Source organism: Paenibacillus lautus, from assembly GCF_050482385.1.
Taxonomy (GTDB): Bacteria; Bacillota; Bacilli; order Paenibacillales; family Paenibacillaceae; genus Paenibacillus_AQ; species Paenibacillus_AQ lautus_B.
Genome location: NZ_JBCNHV010000001.1, coordinates 269,263 through 284,657 on the forward strand (window position 1 = coordinate 269,263; position 15,395 = coordinate 284,657).

The following is a 15,395-nucleotide window of genomic DNA, read 5'->3' on the forward strand; positions in this document are numbered from 1 at the left end:
ATACGCAAAATTATAACAGCAAGTGCCAGATGGCGCAATTTATTCCGTTGGAATGAAACACAGTCTATCTCAAACTAAAAATCTATTTAATGGTGTCATACAAGTCTGCTTCAATATGATTTACTTCCCCATGTCCCCATTCATCCGTAATCTCCAAATGCCAGGATCTCAGCAATCGTTCATGGTTATTTTCTAGTATCCAGTGATGTAGCTTTTCATATGTATTCCTAATTTCATAATTAGGTCCCTGATGTCGTTTTCGTTGAATTGTTTACTTTTACAGGTGAATGCGTGAAGCTGTTGTTAAATGCAATATGTATTTCTTGAATTACCTTCACGCTTCTTCTTTCTAGAACTCATACCAGCTGTTTTACTCACATAACATGTTTTCCATTGGTTCTTTGCAAAGCTGGTATCCATTCTTTTTGTAAAAATGAACACCTTCATCACTGGGCCATACTATAATAAATTCATATTTGTTTTGTTTTGCCCATTCGTTGATTTATTGATATTAATTTACTTCCTATTCCTTTACCTCGATGATCAGGTTTTGTATATACATTCGTCATATATGCAAATGGATGTGTGATTCTGCCTGGTCTCGGTACCTTGTGAATGAGTTCTATATAGATGTTGGATACGACCATGCCGTCTTCTTCAGCAACCCATATTTTCCAAATATCACTTTGAAAAGCATTCAATAAAAATTCATAACACTCCTCGTAGAAGTCACTATAGATTTCATTTTGTAATTTTCCATCTAGATCGTCCTCAAGGGTAAAATCCCATCTCATTCGAATAAGTTGATCCATACTTCTTTGTACTGAATTCTTGAATGTATTTCTTTGAATCTTCCCTGTATCTCTCCGTGTAATTATTCTTGGAAAATTCACTGATTACTTTTCTCCAAAAAGATATGGCAGATATATTACTCTCCATCTGAGTTACTTTCCAATTTGCGTTGAATAACCCAAATGCCTGTTTAGCTGCGGTGCGACCGATTCCATTTCTTCTATATTTCTTCAAAATCATAAAATCATAAATTACATGCGTTGGGTCTGGATCCGTATCTAAGTTTTCAAAAAGCACAACCAAGAACCCTACAATTACTCCTGACGATACTATGAAATACGGGTTCCATCTAGGGTCACCTTCCCAATAAAAATCAATATTCCCCTCGTATCTTCCATCCTGATTTAAATCTTGATTCGTATATTGACTAAAATCATAATGATAAAATTGATACATGTTCGATAATGTTTCTTTCTCTTGAACTGTGACAGGGATAAGTTCGATATCCATAACGTCTCCTTTCAATCGGGCTTTTGCCTTCAGCATATTTTTGGTTTAAATACTTTTGGTGGTGGTTTGGTTTCGTGGTACGTTCGGCATTCACCTTCCCTCAATGGTTCTACTGCATACTTTGAGGGGGCGGTTAATAATCATTGTTGTTCATATTCCCTTCCAATCTATGTAATAACATATAATCGGGGTTTGCTTCCCAAGCTTCAAAGGGCACAAAACATGCTGCATTCATCGCATCTAATAATCTAGATCTTTGCTGCGGTCTCGTTATGTATTCCTCGATGTTAGATTGATCAATTTTTATGTATCTAGCTTCGAGTATCTCGTCTTCTTGTATTTTAATTTCTCCACTTATGTATTGAGCTCTAAAACATATAGACAAAACTTGTTTTGTTGTGTTCATATAAACACCGGTTATACCAATTGGCTTAATAACGATGCCCGTCTCCTCGAGAAACTCTCTGCAAATTGCTTTATCAAGGGGTTCCCCCAATTCAACATTTCCACCTGGCATTTCCCATGTATCTGAACGCCAATGTGTTCTAAGCAACAATACCTCCCCACGATCATTAGTGACTAGAGCTGAAACCGAAATACATTGTTTAGGTGCTTGATATTCCAATCCAATCACTTCCTCAAAATTAACTTTATATACTTTCATCAACTGAGATGTTTCTCTAAAATGCCATTATGATAAACCATACCATGATATTTGGTAGTCAAAATCAAGGGACATTCCAACTTTCTGTGCAAGTCGAATAGACCCTGTATTATCCGGAGTACAGTCCCAGTATGGATGAATCCCTTTTTGTACGCATTCCTGCACAAATGCCCGGGCTACTGAAGCACCATAATTTCTTCTTTTATGCTCTTCAAGAGTTTCTATATCAATTGCATGCGTTTTATCCACAATAAATGCTGAGAAACATAAACTCACCACGTTGTTATTATCCTCAACAAAGTATCCGAAGCCTTGCTCTAAGAAAGAGTCTGTAGAATCCCAAAACCGTAATATTTTGTTTTCTAAAAACGAATGGTTTTCCAATCGTCTTGACTTCAATAACTCACGACTTATCCGTTGAATATTCACCTCTTGATCTTGAAATTTAATCGGTTGAGGTTTCCCGCTTAATGTGAACACATGTTGAGTATCACTCGAAATATCGCGCTTTTTAAAAATGTTTTGTATCGTTTTATTCCAAGGATCAGGATCTAGGCCAATCTCGACCCAATTAATATTTTGCTTCTGTAGTTTGGGTTCTATATGATTTCTCATGTATTCTTCTAATCCTGTTAAAAATGGTTTACTCTGAGCATCTCCAATAATTTGAAAACCTTTTTGTCCTTCAATCCAAATTAATGCTGCTGTGGGTTCTGTTGGATGATCTACATAGACCCCACCCGGGTTATTCCCGTTAACTACAGCCCTAACCTCGATATTTTCATACTTATCCGTAATGTGTTTTATCTTATAAAATTCTGATTTATTCAGTTCTGTTATCACTGTTACATCCCCGATTCTATGATTTATTGATTATATTGCATTAAGTAGCTTATAGGTTTTCTTATATTACGAACCAGAGAGATTTTTGATCCATATCGTCAATTCCGTTTTCTTTTTATTACAAATGCTTTTTCTGCACGTTCAAATCCGATCCTCTCATAGAATCCTACGGCTTTCGGTGCTGAAGTGAGCACATATTGAATTTCGTCTTCTCCTAATTTGTCCTTCAAAATTCTTATTAGTTCTTTGCCAATTCCTAATCCTTGATAGTCCGTATCCACTGCAATATCTGAAATATAGCAGCAATATGAATAATCTGTAATTGCCCTCAAAAATCCCACCAGTTTACTTCCTTCTCTTACCGTTATAATCTCATCTGCATTATCTATCATCCTCTGAATTCGATCTGAATCGCCTACCGGTCTCCTGATCCCTGATCGAATAAACACTTCTTCAACCTCACTGACAATACAGTCATCATTGATTTTATATTCCAGATTCATAGTCAAACCCTCATTTATTTTTCACTTACTAACCATGTCTTGGCATCTTCAGGGTCAGAATAATAAGAAATTTTAAGGGTAATCCCTGCTTTTTTGATACTTCTTTTTAACCTCCATTCGTTTATTCCAGATAACCCGACAAACGATAGTCTCTCAATATAGTTATCTAAATTCTTTAGATTATTTATTAATTCTTGAAGAACCTTACTTGTCACCGATGTTGTATACATATCCACCCATATTTTTAATTTCTTGTTTGTTTTGATTATGAAATCCTCTTCTTGTTTCATCAATTCAAAAAGCTTTTCTTCATCTTTATATTTGTTCCCATACTTTAGACAATGAATTTCACCGCCCTTATAATAATAAGGAAATATTGAACCGCCTGGAGATTTCACTTCATTTCACTTCCTTCTCTCTAAATTGTATGTTTACAATGATTCTAAATGGAGTCGTCATTTCTTTTGACACTTACAAGTTGCTCTTTAAATTCTTAACTAAATAAATTAATAGGTCATCATCAACTTTAAATGATTCTCCTGGTACTCCAGATACCCAATAATAAAATAATTGTTTTTTTCATACTCCCTGAACGGGAACTCATAACTACAAGATTTCACATACCGTTCTGTATATTAATGAAACGCCCCAGCTTAGATAGTACTTATCTTAGGCTGAGGCGTGATGTCGAGCTTATGCGTAGACTTCAATATATTCAGGGCTAGTTGCCATTGATGTCAATATCCCCGACACATTTACAACTCTTTACTCTGTGGATTGAATCTTCATGTAACCGCATGCGTGAGGTTTCAGTCTTATTCACACTTAATGGACTTACGCCACTTAGTTATAAAACAAAAAAATCTGCTTAAGCCGCTTGGATACTTTCTACTTATAGATCGCTTACTCCTCTTCAAGCTGACTTAATGACTGCGCCGCAAAATGGTAAAACGCCATGGCATCCTCCCCGGTGGCAAAACCGGCCTGGGCTATCTTGTCGTTGCCTCCGCCTTTACCGCGATAATCAGCCAGGTGCTGCTTGAAGAACGCACCGCAAGCGAGTCCGCTCGCTCCTCCTTGAGCGAGGACTACCTTATGGTCCGCGTTGGATACGAAGAGCACGATAATGTCAGCTTCTCCGGTGATCTTGGCCGCCAGGTTCTGCATATCCTTAAGTGCCTTGTCCCCAAATGCGTGTCTGATCAGGTTGCCCTGACGGTCTGCCAATAGCTTTCCTACCAGGTAAGCATCATTCTCGGCCTTCAGAGTATTCAATTCAGCCTGGAGTTGTTTCTGTTCTTGATCCCATTTTGCAATCCGATCTAAAATCTCTTCCTTTGCGGTATTAAACCTAGCCGATAGGCTGCCGAGAATCTCCATTCCGGCATTAAACTCTCTCAACGCTCGATATCCGCATTTAAAATAGATGCGCATATGCCCCTTCTGCTTCTCGGCTCTCAGCAGTTTGATCATTCCGATCTCACCTGTTGCGGAGATATGTGTACCTCCACAGGCGTTATATTCGATACCATCGATTTCTACGATCCGAATATCGTCGCTTACCTTCGGCTGCTTCACCAGCGGCAGGGCAGCAGCCTGCTCCCGGCTCACAAAATAATTCGTCACTTTTCGATTAAGGTAAATCTGATCGTTAACTTCCAATTCCAGCATCATCAGTTGGGCCTGAGACAGGTCAGATCGGGCGATATCAATCGTAGCGTAATCTTGACCCAGGTGGAAACTGAGTGTTTCCGCCTGGCATACTTCCAGACACATGGCCGACAGGAGATGCTGGCCGCTATGATGCTGCATATGATCGAACCTTCTATTCCAATCCAAACGGCAGCTAACCTCTTCCTTCTCAGGCAAACGCTCGACTCTATGCAGAATTTCTCCTTCTTCCTGAACGACATCAAGAACGGGAATGTTATCGATCCACCCCAGGTCACAGGGCTGCCCTCCACCGTGCGGATAAAAGGCCGTTTCCTCCATTACCAGATAGGTCCCGTCCTCCCGCTCCAGTTTGCGTGTGATTTGTGTCTCCCACTCCCGAATATAAGCGGATTCGTAATATAGCTTCTTCGTCATCTTCATGTCCCCACAGTTCTCAGGTTAATTTACTTCAGGCTCAGCTAACTACTTAATAATAGAACAACAAAAAACATATACACAGTATTTGGATCCCCACAGATGAAACTTCATCTGCTATATATCCCGAGATAGTTATATTTACTCCTGATACGGAACAAGAAACAACCTATGGAAATCAGAACAAATTGGTTAGGACACAGTTCTCTTACTTCTTGCCATTTTATTCGTTCTACCTCCTACAACTTCGTTCTAATTCTTCTTTCTATCATAATTTTATCATACTAAGAGTCGAGCATTCTCAATGTGTTTCGTTTATTCTTCATACTAAATTCCCTACTGTGAATCGCATTCATCATCTTATCTACGATATCGCCATCTTCAGATACTTATTTAGTTCATTCAGCCATCTCTCTTCTTCTTTCCATACCTGCAGGAACCATGACATATAACGTAATCCCATATATCGTGATGCTACAGTAAAACGTCTCGTAAAAATATCCTCTGATAAATTCAGCCCCCGAGAATTTATCAATTGCCTATAATTTTCCGCTTGTGAAGCTTCTCTAAATCTAAGTGAAATATCTAAGTACAATGATCCATATCTCGCTTCTTCCCAATCAATAAAATATACTTCTTTATTGTTATAAATTAATGTATTTCCAGGATGTAAATCATTATGTATGAGGGTATGGGAACTTTGGTCCAAAAGAACTTCCTCGATGTCTTTAACAATATATTCTGCTGATTGTTCAACTTCAGAAATATAATGACCAAATGTACTTATAAAATCTGCATCCAGCTTTGCCTCGTCCCAACTTGGTCTCCACTTTTCGTTTAATGCATATTCAATATGATTGGAGTTTGCAAAAGGGAGCCAATTCAATTCATCCGACTTTTGATAATTGACTGCATGAATATGAGATAATGCCAATAGTTCATTCGATTGAAGCAAATGATAATTCAAATTGCTGTAATCTGTCTCATAGTCAACATCTTGCATGCAAAGATACGCTCTATTGCTACTTATTAAATCGAGTGTAAAACTAAAAGGTACATTTGCTGATTGTTCTAAAAGATGAGAGAGCACTCGCCTTTCAATCAGAGTTGCTTGCTTTGAAATAAGATTAATAGTTCTTTCATCATTATTATCTCTCAATCGTATTTCATGTCTCTTTAGGGCAACGGCTGATAAACCGTAGGCTAACTCAAGATCATTAATACTTAAAATTTCAGCGGTTGGCGATATGTATCGTTCAATGGTACTTTGAATTGTTTGTCTGAGATCAGTATTCATTTCTCCTCCTTGAAACTCGTTACAATGATTGCATATAACAATTTTTGTATCTACGAGTCCGTAGTACGATGCCCTCCAATCATATTGAATTGATTGCTTTCGGTTACTTCATTAAAGAAACCTTTAATCTCGATATGAGGAGCTTCTAAGTCAATATTATGGTTCCCTTCATACATTTCCTTCGGAGCAAATACGGTAAGAAGTATTTCTTCTCCTGGATCAATATTGAGTTTATTATTTCTAGCTTCGATCTTAAAATCATTCCCTTTAGAACCGTTTTCAATTTTTATGGGAAAACTTAAATATACATTATTTTGTACTATAATATGACCAGACTTGTTATGTAATTTTAATGTGAATATTTTTCCATTTAATTCTTCTTTTTGTTCAACTAATTCTAAACTTATATTGTCAATGTCGTCAGTAGTAACTTCATTGTTATTACTACAACTTACGCTAATTAGTAAGCACAAGATGACGGAAATGATAAATACTGGTTTTCTATACACTTTCTGAATCCCTCCCAAATATAGATTCGCCCGGTTACTGTCGAAATTATTTCACTTTGTAAAAGTACGGCCCACACATATCTTCATGGGTATTCACATACGTCCAAGTAAAGTTTTTATCAAAAATATATATATCTTGTTGAGAATCAAAATCCTCCGCGACTACTGCATTTGCTTTACTGTATAGAAATACATCGGGAGAGTTTTGGTACATTACATATAATTCATCTTTTATTTCAGTATTAAAAGCATTTCTTGCTTCATGTGCTTTCAAACAATCTTGTACTTCATAACTAAAAATATGCCACCTATATTGATTGTAATAAATGCTTTCTTTTATATCGTCGCTAATGTTCAATGTAAATGTTTTGTCCCATTTATTAATAATTTCTGTTGCTCCATCAAATACATCTGAGATGATTACGGCTTTTTCAATTAGTTTTTCCCTGTATAAATAGTTCTCTTGAAATAATTTTATTGACCAATATATTTTTTGCAATTCTCTTTCCGGTAAGCTATCTAAAATCAATTGAATCTCTTTTCTGATCAAGTTCTTTCCCCTCTCCCATCATGGATTCGACTTTTTCTATCCATTTATGCTCTTTATCTGCTAATAGCGTTTTCCATCCAAGTTCGATAACCGGGTTTAGGTTCTTTTCTTGATCATCAATATAAACAACCGTTTGGCCTGATTCAAATTGTTTGCCGACATGTTGATAAATTCGTATATCAGGTTTTCTTAACCCTACTTGATTTGAAATCGTTATGCTCCTTGTATAAGGTTCTACTCTTTCTAAAATCGGTTCCAACCATTCCCTACAATGATTACTTAATATATGAATATCTGCGATTTCACTCCACTCAGCCAAGTAATTTAATCCAGGGAGCGGTTCCAGTGATTGCATCAACAACGTTCTGCCTTGCTCTTTGTTGATCTGCTTCATTCGCAGGCTCATCCATTCCCAAAATTCATCTTCTTTGATCTTTCCAGTCCATAAATCCTTTCGAACCTCATCAAATTGTTCTCGAATGTCGTGAAATGAAATTTCTGAACCCTCAGATAATTGGAGCCAAACCGCAGATGAAAAATTACTGATTAATACACCGGCTAAATCCAATACCAGTTGGGGCCTTGCAGTCATCGAAACGTCTCCTTATCTTTTACATAGTTATTCTGAATTTTGTAATTTAACGGCATCTAAGGTTATTAGCCCCCTTAAACTAAAAACTAAATTACGGATCATTGTCCCTTAAATCGATTGTTAATATTACTATTTTCAGGTGTTTCACATAAGATTCAGATAACCTTTCTTCCATCATTATACATATGACAATCAAGGGCTGGTAGTCCAATAGTTTGAATACTGTGTTATCTGATTTCAATCCATCCACTAACCAACTATCATTCCTCGATATTCAATCATTCAGCAAATATACACTCTAACATCTTCTTTCATCTAAATTATCTACATAAAGGATTTTCACTACAATGTGGAGATGACAGTCTCCTTTTTTTTAATATCATATAAAATACTTGTTAATATTCATATGGTTAACAACCGATAATAACCATAAGGAAATATTCACCATTTCGTTATAAGGGACGTGTTTAAATGCCTCAAATTTCAAACGTATCAAGCAGACCACAGTCTACGCCGCCTGTAAAGTCCAGAACAAATATTATGTCTCCTATTGACCGGGAGATTGAGCAACTAATCAATCAAAAAGGAATTATTAATGAAAAAATCGCGAGTATTAAATCAGACGAAAAGCTGGACTCTAAACAAAAAGATGAAAGAATTAAACTTTTAACCACGGATATGCAATTACTTGAATCTCAAATTATGCAGAAGAGAATGGAGAAGACTGAGGAGAATAAAAATAACAATAGTGCTTCTTCTCAAAAGGAGAATTTGAGTAATAAAATCGAAATGGATACAAGTAAGCAAGATGTATCAGGCATATCAGTGGAAAAGTTTTTACAAGCTAGTAATCTACATGACCAATTGACCAAAATGGCAAGTGTACGTAGATCACTGAAAGTGGAAACTGACACTCTTAGGCATGAAGTAAGAAAGGGAAGAGCTCTTCTTGGAGGTGAGAATGAACCCGGCGACCCAGGCAAATCGGAAATGAGAAAGAATCTAGAATTGACAGTTAATAAATCGAAAACCGATGAAGCGCTAAACATCGAGAAGAAAATTACTGAATTGGATCGTAAGATGAGTGAAAAGATCGAAGCCACTAAAGAAGAGATTCAAAGCGATAACAAGAAGATCGTCACCAGAGAGGATGTTGATAAGGAGGGTGTATCCGTATCTGCTCAAACTGTAAACGCTGCGGATACGCTAAGGCAGAATCAGGATACCGACAAGAAAAAGGATAATAATCTACATACACAAAGGAGTATTGGTATTGACATTCGCGTTTAGAAGAGAACTACGCTTCAAAATCTACATATACTTATCATAACGTTAGAACCCGTCGGGTCAAGGATTGACATGAATATGAATAGCACCGTGTGAACAGTTATTGACTGTTTGTAACGGTGCTATTGTTATCTGCTCTTGATCCTGTCGGTCTCGTGTTTTTTTCCAGTACACAATCTTTATTGACTTTTAAATTCAAAAATCTCATCAACAGCTTGATGGTACCCACCCGATTGTCGAAAAGATTTCCCAATATTAATAGCAGCTTTCTTATAAGTTGAGTCGCTTAACACATGATCTGCAGCTTCACGTAGTTGATTTGCAGTCAATCCTTGCATTTGTAATGTAATGCCTGCTCCGATATGGGCGACTTGCCCCGCAATGATCGGCTGATCCGCGCTTTGTGGAATTACAATGAGCGGAACCCCGTAATAAAGACCTTCATGGGTACTGTTCATTCCACCATGTGTAATAAATAATTTAACGTATTGCAGTATATCGGTTTGTGGAACATAATTTTTCACGATGAAGTTTGGAGGAATTTCACCTAAATCAGAAATTTGGACTTTACTCCCAATCGACATGACAATCGTGTGATCCGTTTTCCCAAATGCCTCAAAACAAAGCTTATAAAAATCCATCGCATGATTAAACACGGTACCCAGTGATATGTAAATGGGGTTTTCTCCCTCGATTGCAGTAAAGTCGAAGTTTTCTTGCGTTACTCGTGTAGAGATGGATGGACCTACAAATTTATACGATGGGTCGAATGCTTCTTCATCAGGCTGAAACTCCCTTGTTGTATAAACAATCGTCAGCGGGGCAGGATTGCAAATCACTTCATAAGGCGAATCGATTTCCACATCATATTTTTCCTTCACCATTGTCGCCAGGCTTTGGAATTTATCGTTTATAGGTTTAACGATGTCAGCAGGGGCATTTAAATAAAATGGTTCCAGCATTTTATCGAATAATTCTTTTGTCTGCGCAAAAGTAGTACAAGAGTTGATTGCAGGAAGCTTAAGAATTTGAGCAAGTAAACGACCGCAACCGAACATGGAATCATGGATGATATAATCAAAATGCTCTCCTTTAATCTGTTCAAGAACGCTTGGTATGACGATATCAGCCGTAAGTAAAAGACCGTTGACTCTTTCGAGCATATAATCTCTCCCACCTGAGATAAAGGCGCTAATAAATTTTTGATCATCAAACGTTCGAACGGTTGCCCCCGTCTTCTCGATACGCTCCCGAAAAGCTTCTATACAAAAGTACACGACCTCTTCTCCACGCGAAATAAGCTCTTGCACCACGCCAATCGTTGGATTGATATGTCCCTCAGATCCACCATTAATAAATAACACACGCGCCATATCTACCACTCCTTAAAGGGGATTGTCCCATACCATCGTTCGAATCAAACGGAATCAAGTTTATCATAGTACAATAATCGAAAATCTCAAAACTTGGATCACCCATACTTTCCGATTGAGCAATGTCGTTACAGAGCGGGTTTGCTTCATGGACAGTTCTGGACCCGAAGTACTAAAAATTCAATATCGTTCTGCATACATGTTTCAAACTAATGCTAACTGGGTAATTGTATTAAACATATTAATGCATTTGGCAGTCATACAGTCCTACTCGAAAGGGGCTCGTTGCCTGCTTACGCATTTTGCATATATCCATTTGGGCCGAGGGAAGCAGTGGCACCATGACATAGCTGCTTGATTCTCGCAGGTATAACAGGGATTCATGTATGAGAACGCATATTTTCCCGAATACGAACAGGGGCATACAGGCTTGGAATACTTCTTCGGATGGATGTAACAAGGGATTGCACAGTTTTGGAAAGCTACAATGCTTATAAAGGTGGAATTTTGGGTATGTAAGTCAATGCCATAACGAAGTTTTTTAACTTATATTGTTAGTACCTTCAGGGCTTCCTCTTAGATCTTCTCCACCCCTTCATCATGCGCTTAATCCTTTTCCATTTTGATTTCTTTTAATGCTAACTTGCTTAGCGTCATTGTCCATTTCTACATAACAAGGCTGACGCCTTCCCTTATCTCTGGCACCACACTTCTCCCTCAACAGTTTTTTGGGCCCCGATGGATGATATGCCAAATGCTCCGCATAATATGGATACTGCTTGCAAAGGGGCGATTGAATGATAGTACTGGAGCATGTGAACAAGGTTTATGATAATGGCTTTCACGCGCTGAAAGACATTAATCTCGAATTCAAAAAAGGGGAAATCACCGTCCTCATCGGTCCGAGCGGTTGTGGCAAATCAACAACCATGAAGCTGATCAACGCGCTCAATACGCCATCATCGGGCAAAGTTCTGATTGACGGTAAGGATATCTCGAGATTGAATCCGGTTGAACTGCGGCGCAATATCGGCTATGTCATTCAAAGCGTTGGTTTATTTCCGCATATGAATATCTCCAAGAACGCGGGCGTGGTTCCGCGTTTAAAGAAGTGGGATAAAGACAAAACAGATCAAAAAGTAAATGAATTGTTGGACATGGTCGGACTGGACCACACCATTTATGGTACGCGCTATCCATCCGAGCTTAGTGGCGGACAACAGCAGCGTGTAGGCGTCGTGCGAGCGCTGGCAGCTGAACCCGATATCATCCTGATGGACGAGCCGTTCTCCGCACTGGATCCCATTAGTCGCGAGCAGCTTCAAGATGAGCTGATCCGGCTCCAGCAGGAGCTCAATAAAACCATTATCTTTGTTACGCATGATATGGATGAAGCTATTAAAATTGCGGACACCATCGTTCTGATGAAAGATGGAGAAGTGATTCAAACGGGTAGACCGGACACCATTTTACGGCATCCCGCAAACGAATTTGTACGTGACTTTATCGGTTCCAAACGTCTGCAAAATGAAAATGAAAGCGCCTATGAAATTCCGCTTGTAGATGAAGTGATGATTACGAATCCGGTCACGGCATTCCCGAGCCGGGGATTAGCTGAAGCCATCAAAATGATGGAAATGAAGCGGGTCGATTCACTGCTGATTGTGGACCGTAACCGTCAGCTTCAAGGAGCGGTTTCAATCTACCGGGTACTCGACCAATACGGCGAGGAAGGAAAAACCGTGGCGGACGTTATGCACCCGGTCCGTTTTTCCGTGGCTTCGGGAAGCACGCTTCCACAGGCTATCGAGATCATGGACAGCCATCAGCTCAGCAATCTCCCTGTCATAGACAGTAATAACCGGTTCCTCGGATTAATCACAAGAGGCAGTGTGGTTAAACATTTGGCCGAAGTCTATCCAACGATGGTTCCTCCGGTGCTGAACGGAGAGGGTGAGTGATATGAACGCATTCTGGAGTTTTATCACAGATCGTTATCCGGATATTCTAAATGCATTGCAGGAGCATCTGGTCCTCTCATTCTCTGCCGTGCTTTTAGGGACTGTTGTTGCCGTACCGATCGGAATCCTGTTGGTATACAACCGGATAGGCTGGATGAACAGCATCGTATTTTTCATTACGAACCTGTTTCAGACGGTTCCAAGCCTGGCGCTTCTGGCTATTCTGATTCCGCTGCTTGGCATCGGCATGAAGCCGGCCATATTGGCGCTGTTTCTGTACTCCCTCATGCCCATCCTGCGGAATACCTATGACGGTTTTCACTCCGTGGATAAAGGGGTGCTCAATTCGGCCAGGGGGATGGGATACAGCACCGCCCAAACGATTTTGAGGATTCAGCTTCCCTTATCGCTTCCTTATATCATGTCCGGTATCCGCATTACGACCGTGTACATCATCAGTTGGGCAACACTGGCTTCCCTGATTGGTGCTGGCGGCTTAGGCCAGCTTATTGTATCTGGACTTGGTGTCAACAAGCCCGAGATGATCTTCATCGGTGGCATTGGTGCCATTCTCCTGGCACTTGTAGCTGACGGTTTGCTTGGGATGCTTGAGGGCTGGCTAAGCAAACACTACCATCAGACTCAGACCCGGGACGCTGCGATATGAGTCACATCTACCGTAGACAGCGAGCCGGACGGAACAAGGAAGGCGTGATGAAACTGAAAAAGCTTAAATGGGCTCCGATGTTAATCTGCATGATGGCTCTTGCCGCTTTAACCTCCGCATGCGGAATTCAAAGCGAGATTACGATCGGGACTCAAACCTATACCGAAACCAAGATTATGGCTGAAATGTATAAAGCGCTGATTGAAGACCAAACCGATCTGAAGGTGGATATAATCCCCGATCTGGCATCGAGTTCATTGGTCATCAATGCGATGAAAAGAAACGACGTTCAAATGGCGACATTATATACCGGTGAGATTTTCAACAACCATTTCCCGATCAGCGGTACCAAAGATCGTGCCAAAGTTTTGAAGGAAGCGCAAGATGGATTCCAGGAACACTTCGGGTTCACCTGGATGAACCCTCTGGGTTTTGAGAACACCTATGCGTTCACGGTAAGAAAGGATCTCGCCGAAGCCAACGGGTATACCAAAATTTCCGATGTCAAAAAAGACATGGACCGTATGAAGCTTGGGGTAGATACGACGTGGCTGGAGAGAAGCACGGATGGATATCCGGCGTTTTCCAAAGCATATGGCATTAAATTCGGTCAGGTGTTCCCCATGGAAATCAGTCTGGTATACAGCGCAGTAGCCAATGAGCAGGTGGATATCGTGTTGGCCTATTCTACGGATTCCCGGCTGAAAGCCTACCAATTGCAGACGCTTCAGGATGATAAGCAATTCTTCCCTCCCTATGATGCAAGTCCGGTATTGCGTTCGGACCTTTTGAAGGAGCATCCCGAAATTCAGGATACGATAGCGCCATTAATCGGTCATTTGGATGCAGATACGATGATATCGCTTAATTATCAGGTGGACATTGAGAAGAAAAGCGAGCGGGAGGTCGCGATCGCGTACTTAAAAGAGCAGGGCCTCTTGAAAAGCTAAAGGAGGGTAATCATGGAGAGTGAACAATTAACATTTGCCGACTTTTTGTCGTATATATCACGAAATCAGGGGTTGCTCTGGGAGTATTTCATCCAGCATATTACGATGGTGATTATCGGTCTGGGGCTGGCATTCATCGTCGGCGTGCCGCTTGGTATCCTCTGCTCGAAAAGCAAATGGGCTGCCAAGATCATTTTGTTTATCACCAACATCCTTCAGGTGGTACCGAGCTTGGCCATGCTGGTTGTTCTCATGTTATGGATGGGACTCGGAACGACAACGGTCATGGTGGGACTCTTCCTGTATTCACTGAATCCAATCGCACGGAATACGTACGTGGGATTAAAACAGGTGGATCCCAGCTATCTTGAATCTGGAAAAGGAATTGGGATGAGCCCCTTCCAAATGCTCGTGAAAGTGCGTTTTCCGCTGGCGCTGACGTATATCATGTCAGGTCTGCGCATTGCCGCCGTCATCGCCATTGGCGTGGTCACGATCGCTCCCCTAGTGGGAGGTGGCGGGCTTGGACGGGAAATCTACGCTGGACTGAACAGCAATAACTCCCTCCGGATCTTTGCAGGCGCCATTCCTGCCGCGGTGCTGGCAATCGTTGCGGATATCGTGCTCGGTATGCTGCAACGTAAGATGGATCTGGCCAAGCGGAAGTCAGCCGGTGCGGCTCCATCGCCTGTGAAGATACAAAATATCAACTGACGCATGTAAAGCGTATTTTTGACTCAAAAGGGGCATCCCAACAGATCTTAGATCTTGTGGGATGCCCCTTTTTCTTAATATGGAGTTAGACGAAG

Annotated in this window: 17 protein-coding genes; 5 read left to right on the plus strand and 12 right to left on the minus strand. The window is 40.3% G+C overall.

Annotated elements, in window-relative coordinates; all coding sequences use genetic code 11:
- Window positions 1-470: 470 nt before the first annotated feature.
- From ABEW73_RS01365 to ABEW73_RS01415, 11 genes are all read right to left on the minus strand, one after another.
- On the minus strand, window positions 471-812 hold the full coding sequence (locus tag ABEW73_RS01365; protein WP_430206365.1) for a GNAT family N-acetyltransferase: 342 nt from the start codon (window positions 810-812) through the stop codon (window positions 471-473).
- Window positions 772-1,302, minus strand: a complete 531-nt coding sequence (locus ABEW73_RS01370; RefSeq protein WP_430172469.1) for a GNAT family N-acetyltransferase — start codon at window positions 1,300-1,302, stop codon at window positions 772-774. The genes ABEW73_RS01365 and ABEW73_RS01370 overlap by 41 nt, the downstream gene beginning before the upstream one ends.
- 133 nt (window positions 1,303-1,435) lie before the next feature.
- Window positions 1,436-1,966: an NUDIX hydrolase gene (locus tag ABEW73_RS01375; RefSeq protein ID WP_430172926.1), complete on the minus strand. Its 531-nt coding sequence runs from the start codon at window positions 1,964-1,966 to the stop codon at window positions 1,436-1,438.
- A gap of 27 nt (window positions 1,967-1,993) precedes the next feature.
- The gene (locus ABEW73_RS01380) at window positions 1,994-2,809 is read right to left on the minus strand and encodes a GNAT family N-acetyltransferase (protein WP_430172467.1); all 816 of its coding nucleotides are present in this window, start codon (window positions 2,807-2,809) and stop codon (window positions 1,994-1,996) included.
- A gap of 98 nt (window positions 2,810-2,907) precedes the next feature.
- Window positions 2,908-3,312 carry a GNAT family N-acetyltransferase gene (locus tag ABEW73_RS01385; protein WP_430172465.1) on the minus strand — a complete coding sequence of 135 codons (405 nt, stop codon included), beginning with the start codon at window positions 3,310-3,312 and terminating at the stop codon, window positions 2,908-2,910.
- A gap of 14 nt (window positions 3,313-3,326) precedes the next feature.
- Window positions 3,327-3,710 (minus strand): hypothetical protein, encoded by a 384-nt coding sequence (locus tag ABEW73_RS01390; protein ID WP_430172463.1) that lies wholly within the window; start codon window positions 3,708-3,710, stop codon window positions 3,327-3,329.
- A gap of 505 nt (window positions 3,711-4,215) precedes the next feature.
- Window positions 4,216-5,400, minus strand: a complete 1,185-nt coding sequence (locus ABEW73_RS01395; RefSeq protein ID WP_430172461.1) for an alanyl-tRNA editing protein — start codon at window positions 5,398-5,400, stop codon at window positions 4,216-4,218.
- Between the two features lie 364 nt (window positions 5,401-5,764).
- Window positions 5,765-6,697 (minus strand): phosphotransferase, encoded by a 933-nt coding sequence (locus tag ABEW73_RS01400; protein ID WP_430172459.1) that lies wholly within the window; start codon window positions 6,695-6,697, stop codon window positions 5,765-5,767.
- A 50-nt stretch (window positions 6,698-6,747) separates the two neighbouring features.
- Entirely contained in the window at window positions 6,748-7,206 is a 459-nt protein-coding gene (locus ABEW73_RS01405) for a hypothetical protein (protein WP_430172457.1), read from the minus strand.
- Between the two features lie 46 nt (window positions 7,207-7,252).
- On the minus strand, window positions 7,253-7,756 hold the full coding sequence (locus ABEW73_RS01410) for a DUF4275 family protein (protein ID WP_430172455.1): 504 nt from the start codon (window positions 7,754-7,756) through the stop codon (window positions 7,253-7,255).
- Window positions 7,722-8,348 (minus strand): HAD-IA family hydrolase, encoded by a 627-nt coding sequence (locus tag ABEW73_RS01415; protein WP_430172453.1) that lies wholly within the window; start codon window positions 8,346-8,348, stop codon window positions 7,722-7,724. Before ABEW73_RS01415 ends, ABEW73_RS01410 begins: the two co-directional genes overlap by 35 nt.
- A gap of 471 nt (window positions 8,349-8,819) precedes the next feature.
- On the opposite strand from ABEW73_RS01415, the gene ABEW73_RS01420 reads away from it, so the two are divergent.
- A complete protein-coding gene (locus ABEW73_RS01420; protein WP_430172451.1) occupies window positions 8,820-9,638 on the plus strand; it encodes a hypothetical protein in 819 nt (272 codons plus the stop codon).
- A gap of 176 nt (window positions 9,639-9,814) precedes the next feature.
- Here ABEW73_RS01420 and ABEW73_RS01425 read toward each other — a convergent pair whose 3' ends face one another.
- Window positions 9,815-11,008, minus strand: coding sequence for a macrolide family glycosyltransferase (locus ABEW73_RS01425; protein ID WP_430172449.1), 1,194 nt, complete (start codon window positions 11,006-11,008; stop codon window positions 9,815-9,817).
- A gap of 797 nt (window positions 11,009-11,805) precedes the next feature.
- Between ABEW73_RS01425 and ABEW73_RS01430 the strand changes: the two genes are divergently transcribed.
- Genes ABEW73_RS01430 through ABEW73_RS01445 form a run of 4 tightly spaced genes read left to right on the plus strand, consistent with a single transcriptional unit; the run spans window position 11,806 to window position 15,300 of the window.
- Window positions 11,806-12,969 (plus strand): ABC transporter ATP-binding protein, encoded by a 1,164-nt coding sequence (locus ABEW73_RS01430; protein ID WP_430172447.1) that lies wholly within the window; start codon window positions 11,806-11,808, stop codon window positions 12,967-12,969.
- A 1-nt stretch (window position 12,970) separates the two neighbouring features.
- Window positions 12,971-13,636, plus strand: a complete 666-nt coding sequence (locus tag ABEW73_RS01435) for an ABC transporter permease (RefSeq protein ID WP_430172445.1) — start codon at window positions 12,971-12,973, stop codon at window positions 13,634-13,636.
- Window positions 13,633-14,586, plus strand: a complete 954-nt coding sequence (locus ABEW73_RS01440) for an osmoprotectant ABC transporter substrate-binding protein (protein WP_430172443.1) — start codon at window positions 13,633-13,635, stop codon at window positions 14,584-14,586. The genes ABEW73_RS01435 and ABEW73_RS01440 overlap by 4 nt, the downstream gene beginning before the upstream one ends.
- 12 nt (window positions 14,587-14,598) lie before the next feature.
- Window positions 14,599-15,300: an ABC transporter permease gene (locus ABEW73_RS01445; protein WP_430172441.1), complete on the plus strand. Its 702-nt coding sequence runs from the start codon at window positions 14,599-14,601 to the stop codon at window positions 15,298-15,300.
- Window positions 15,301-15,395: the final 95 nt, after the last annotated feature.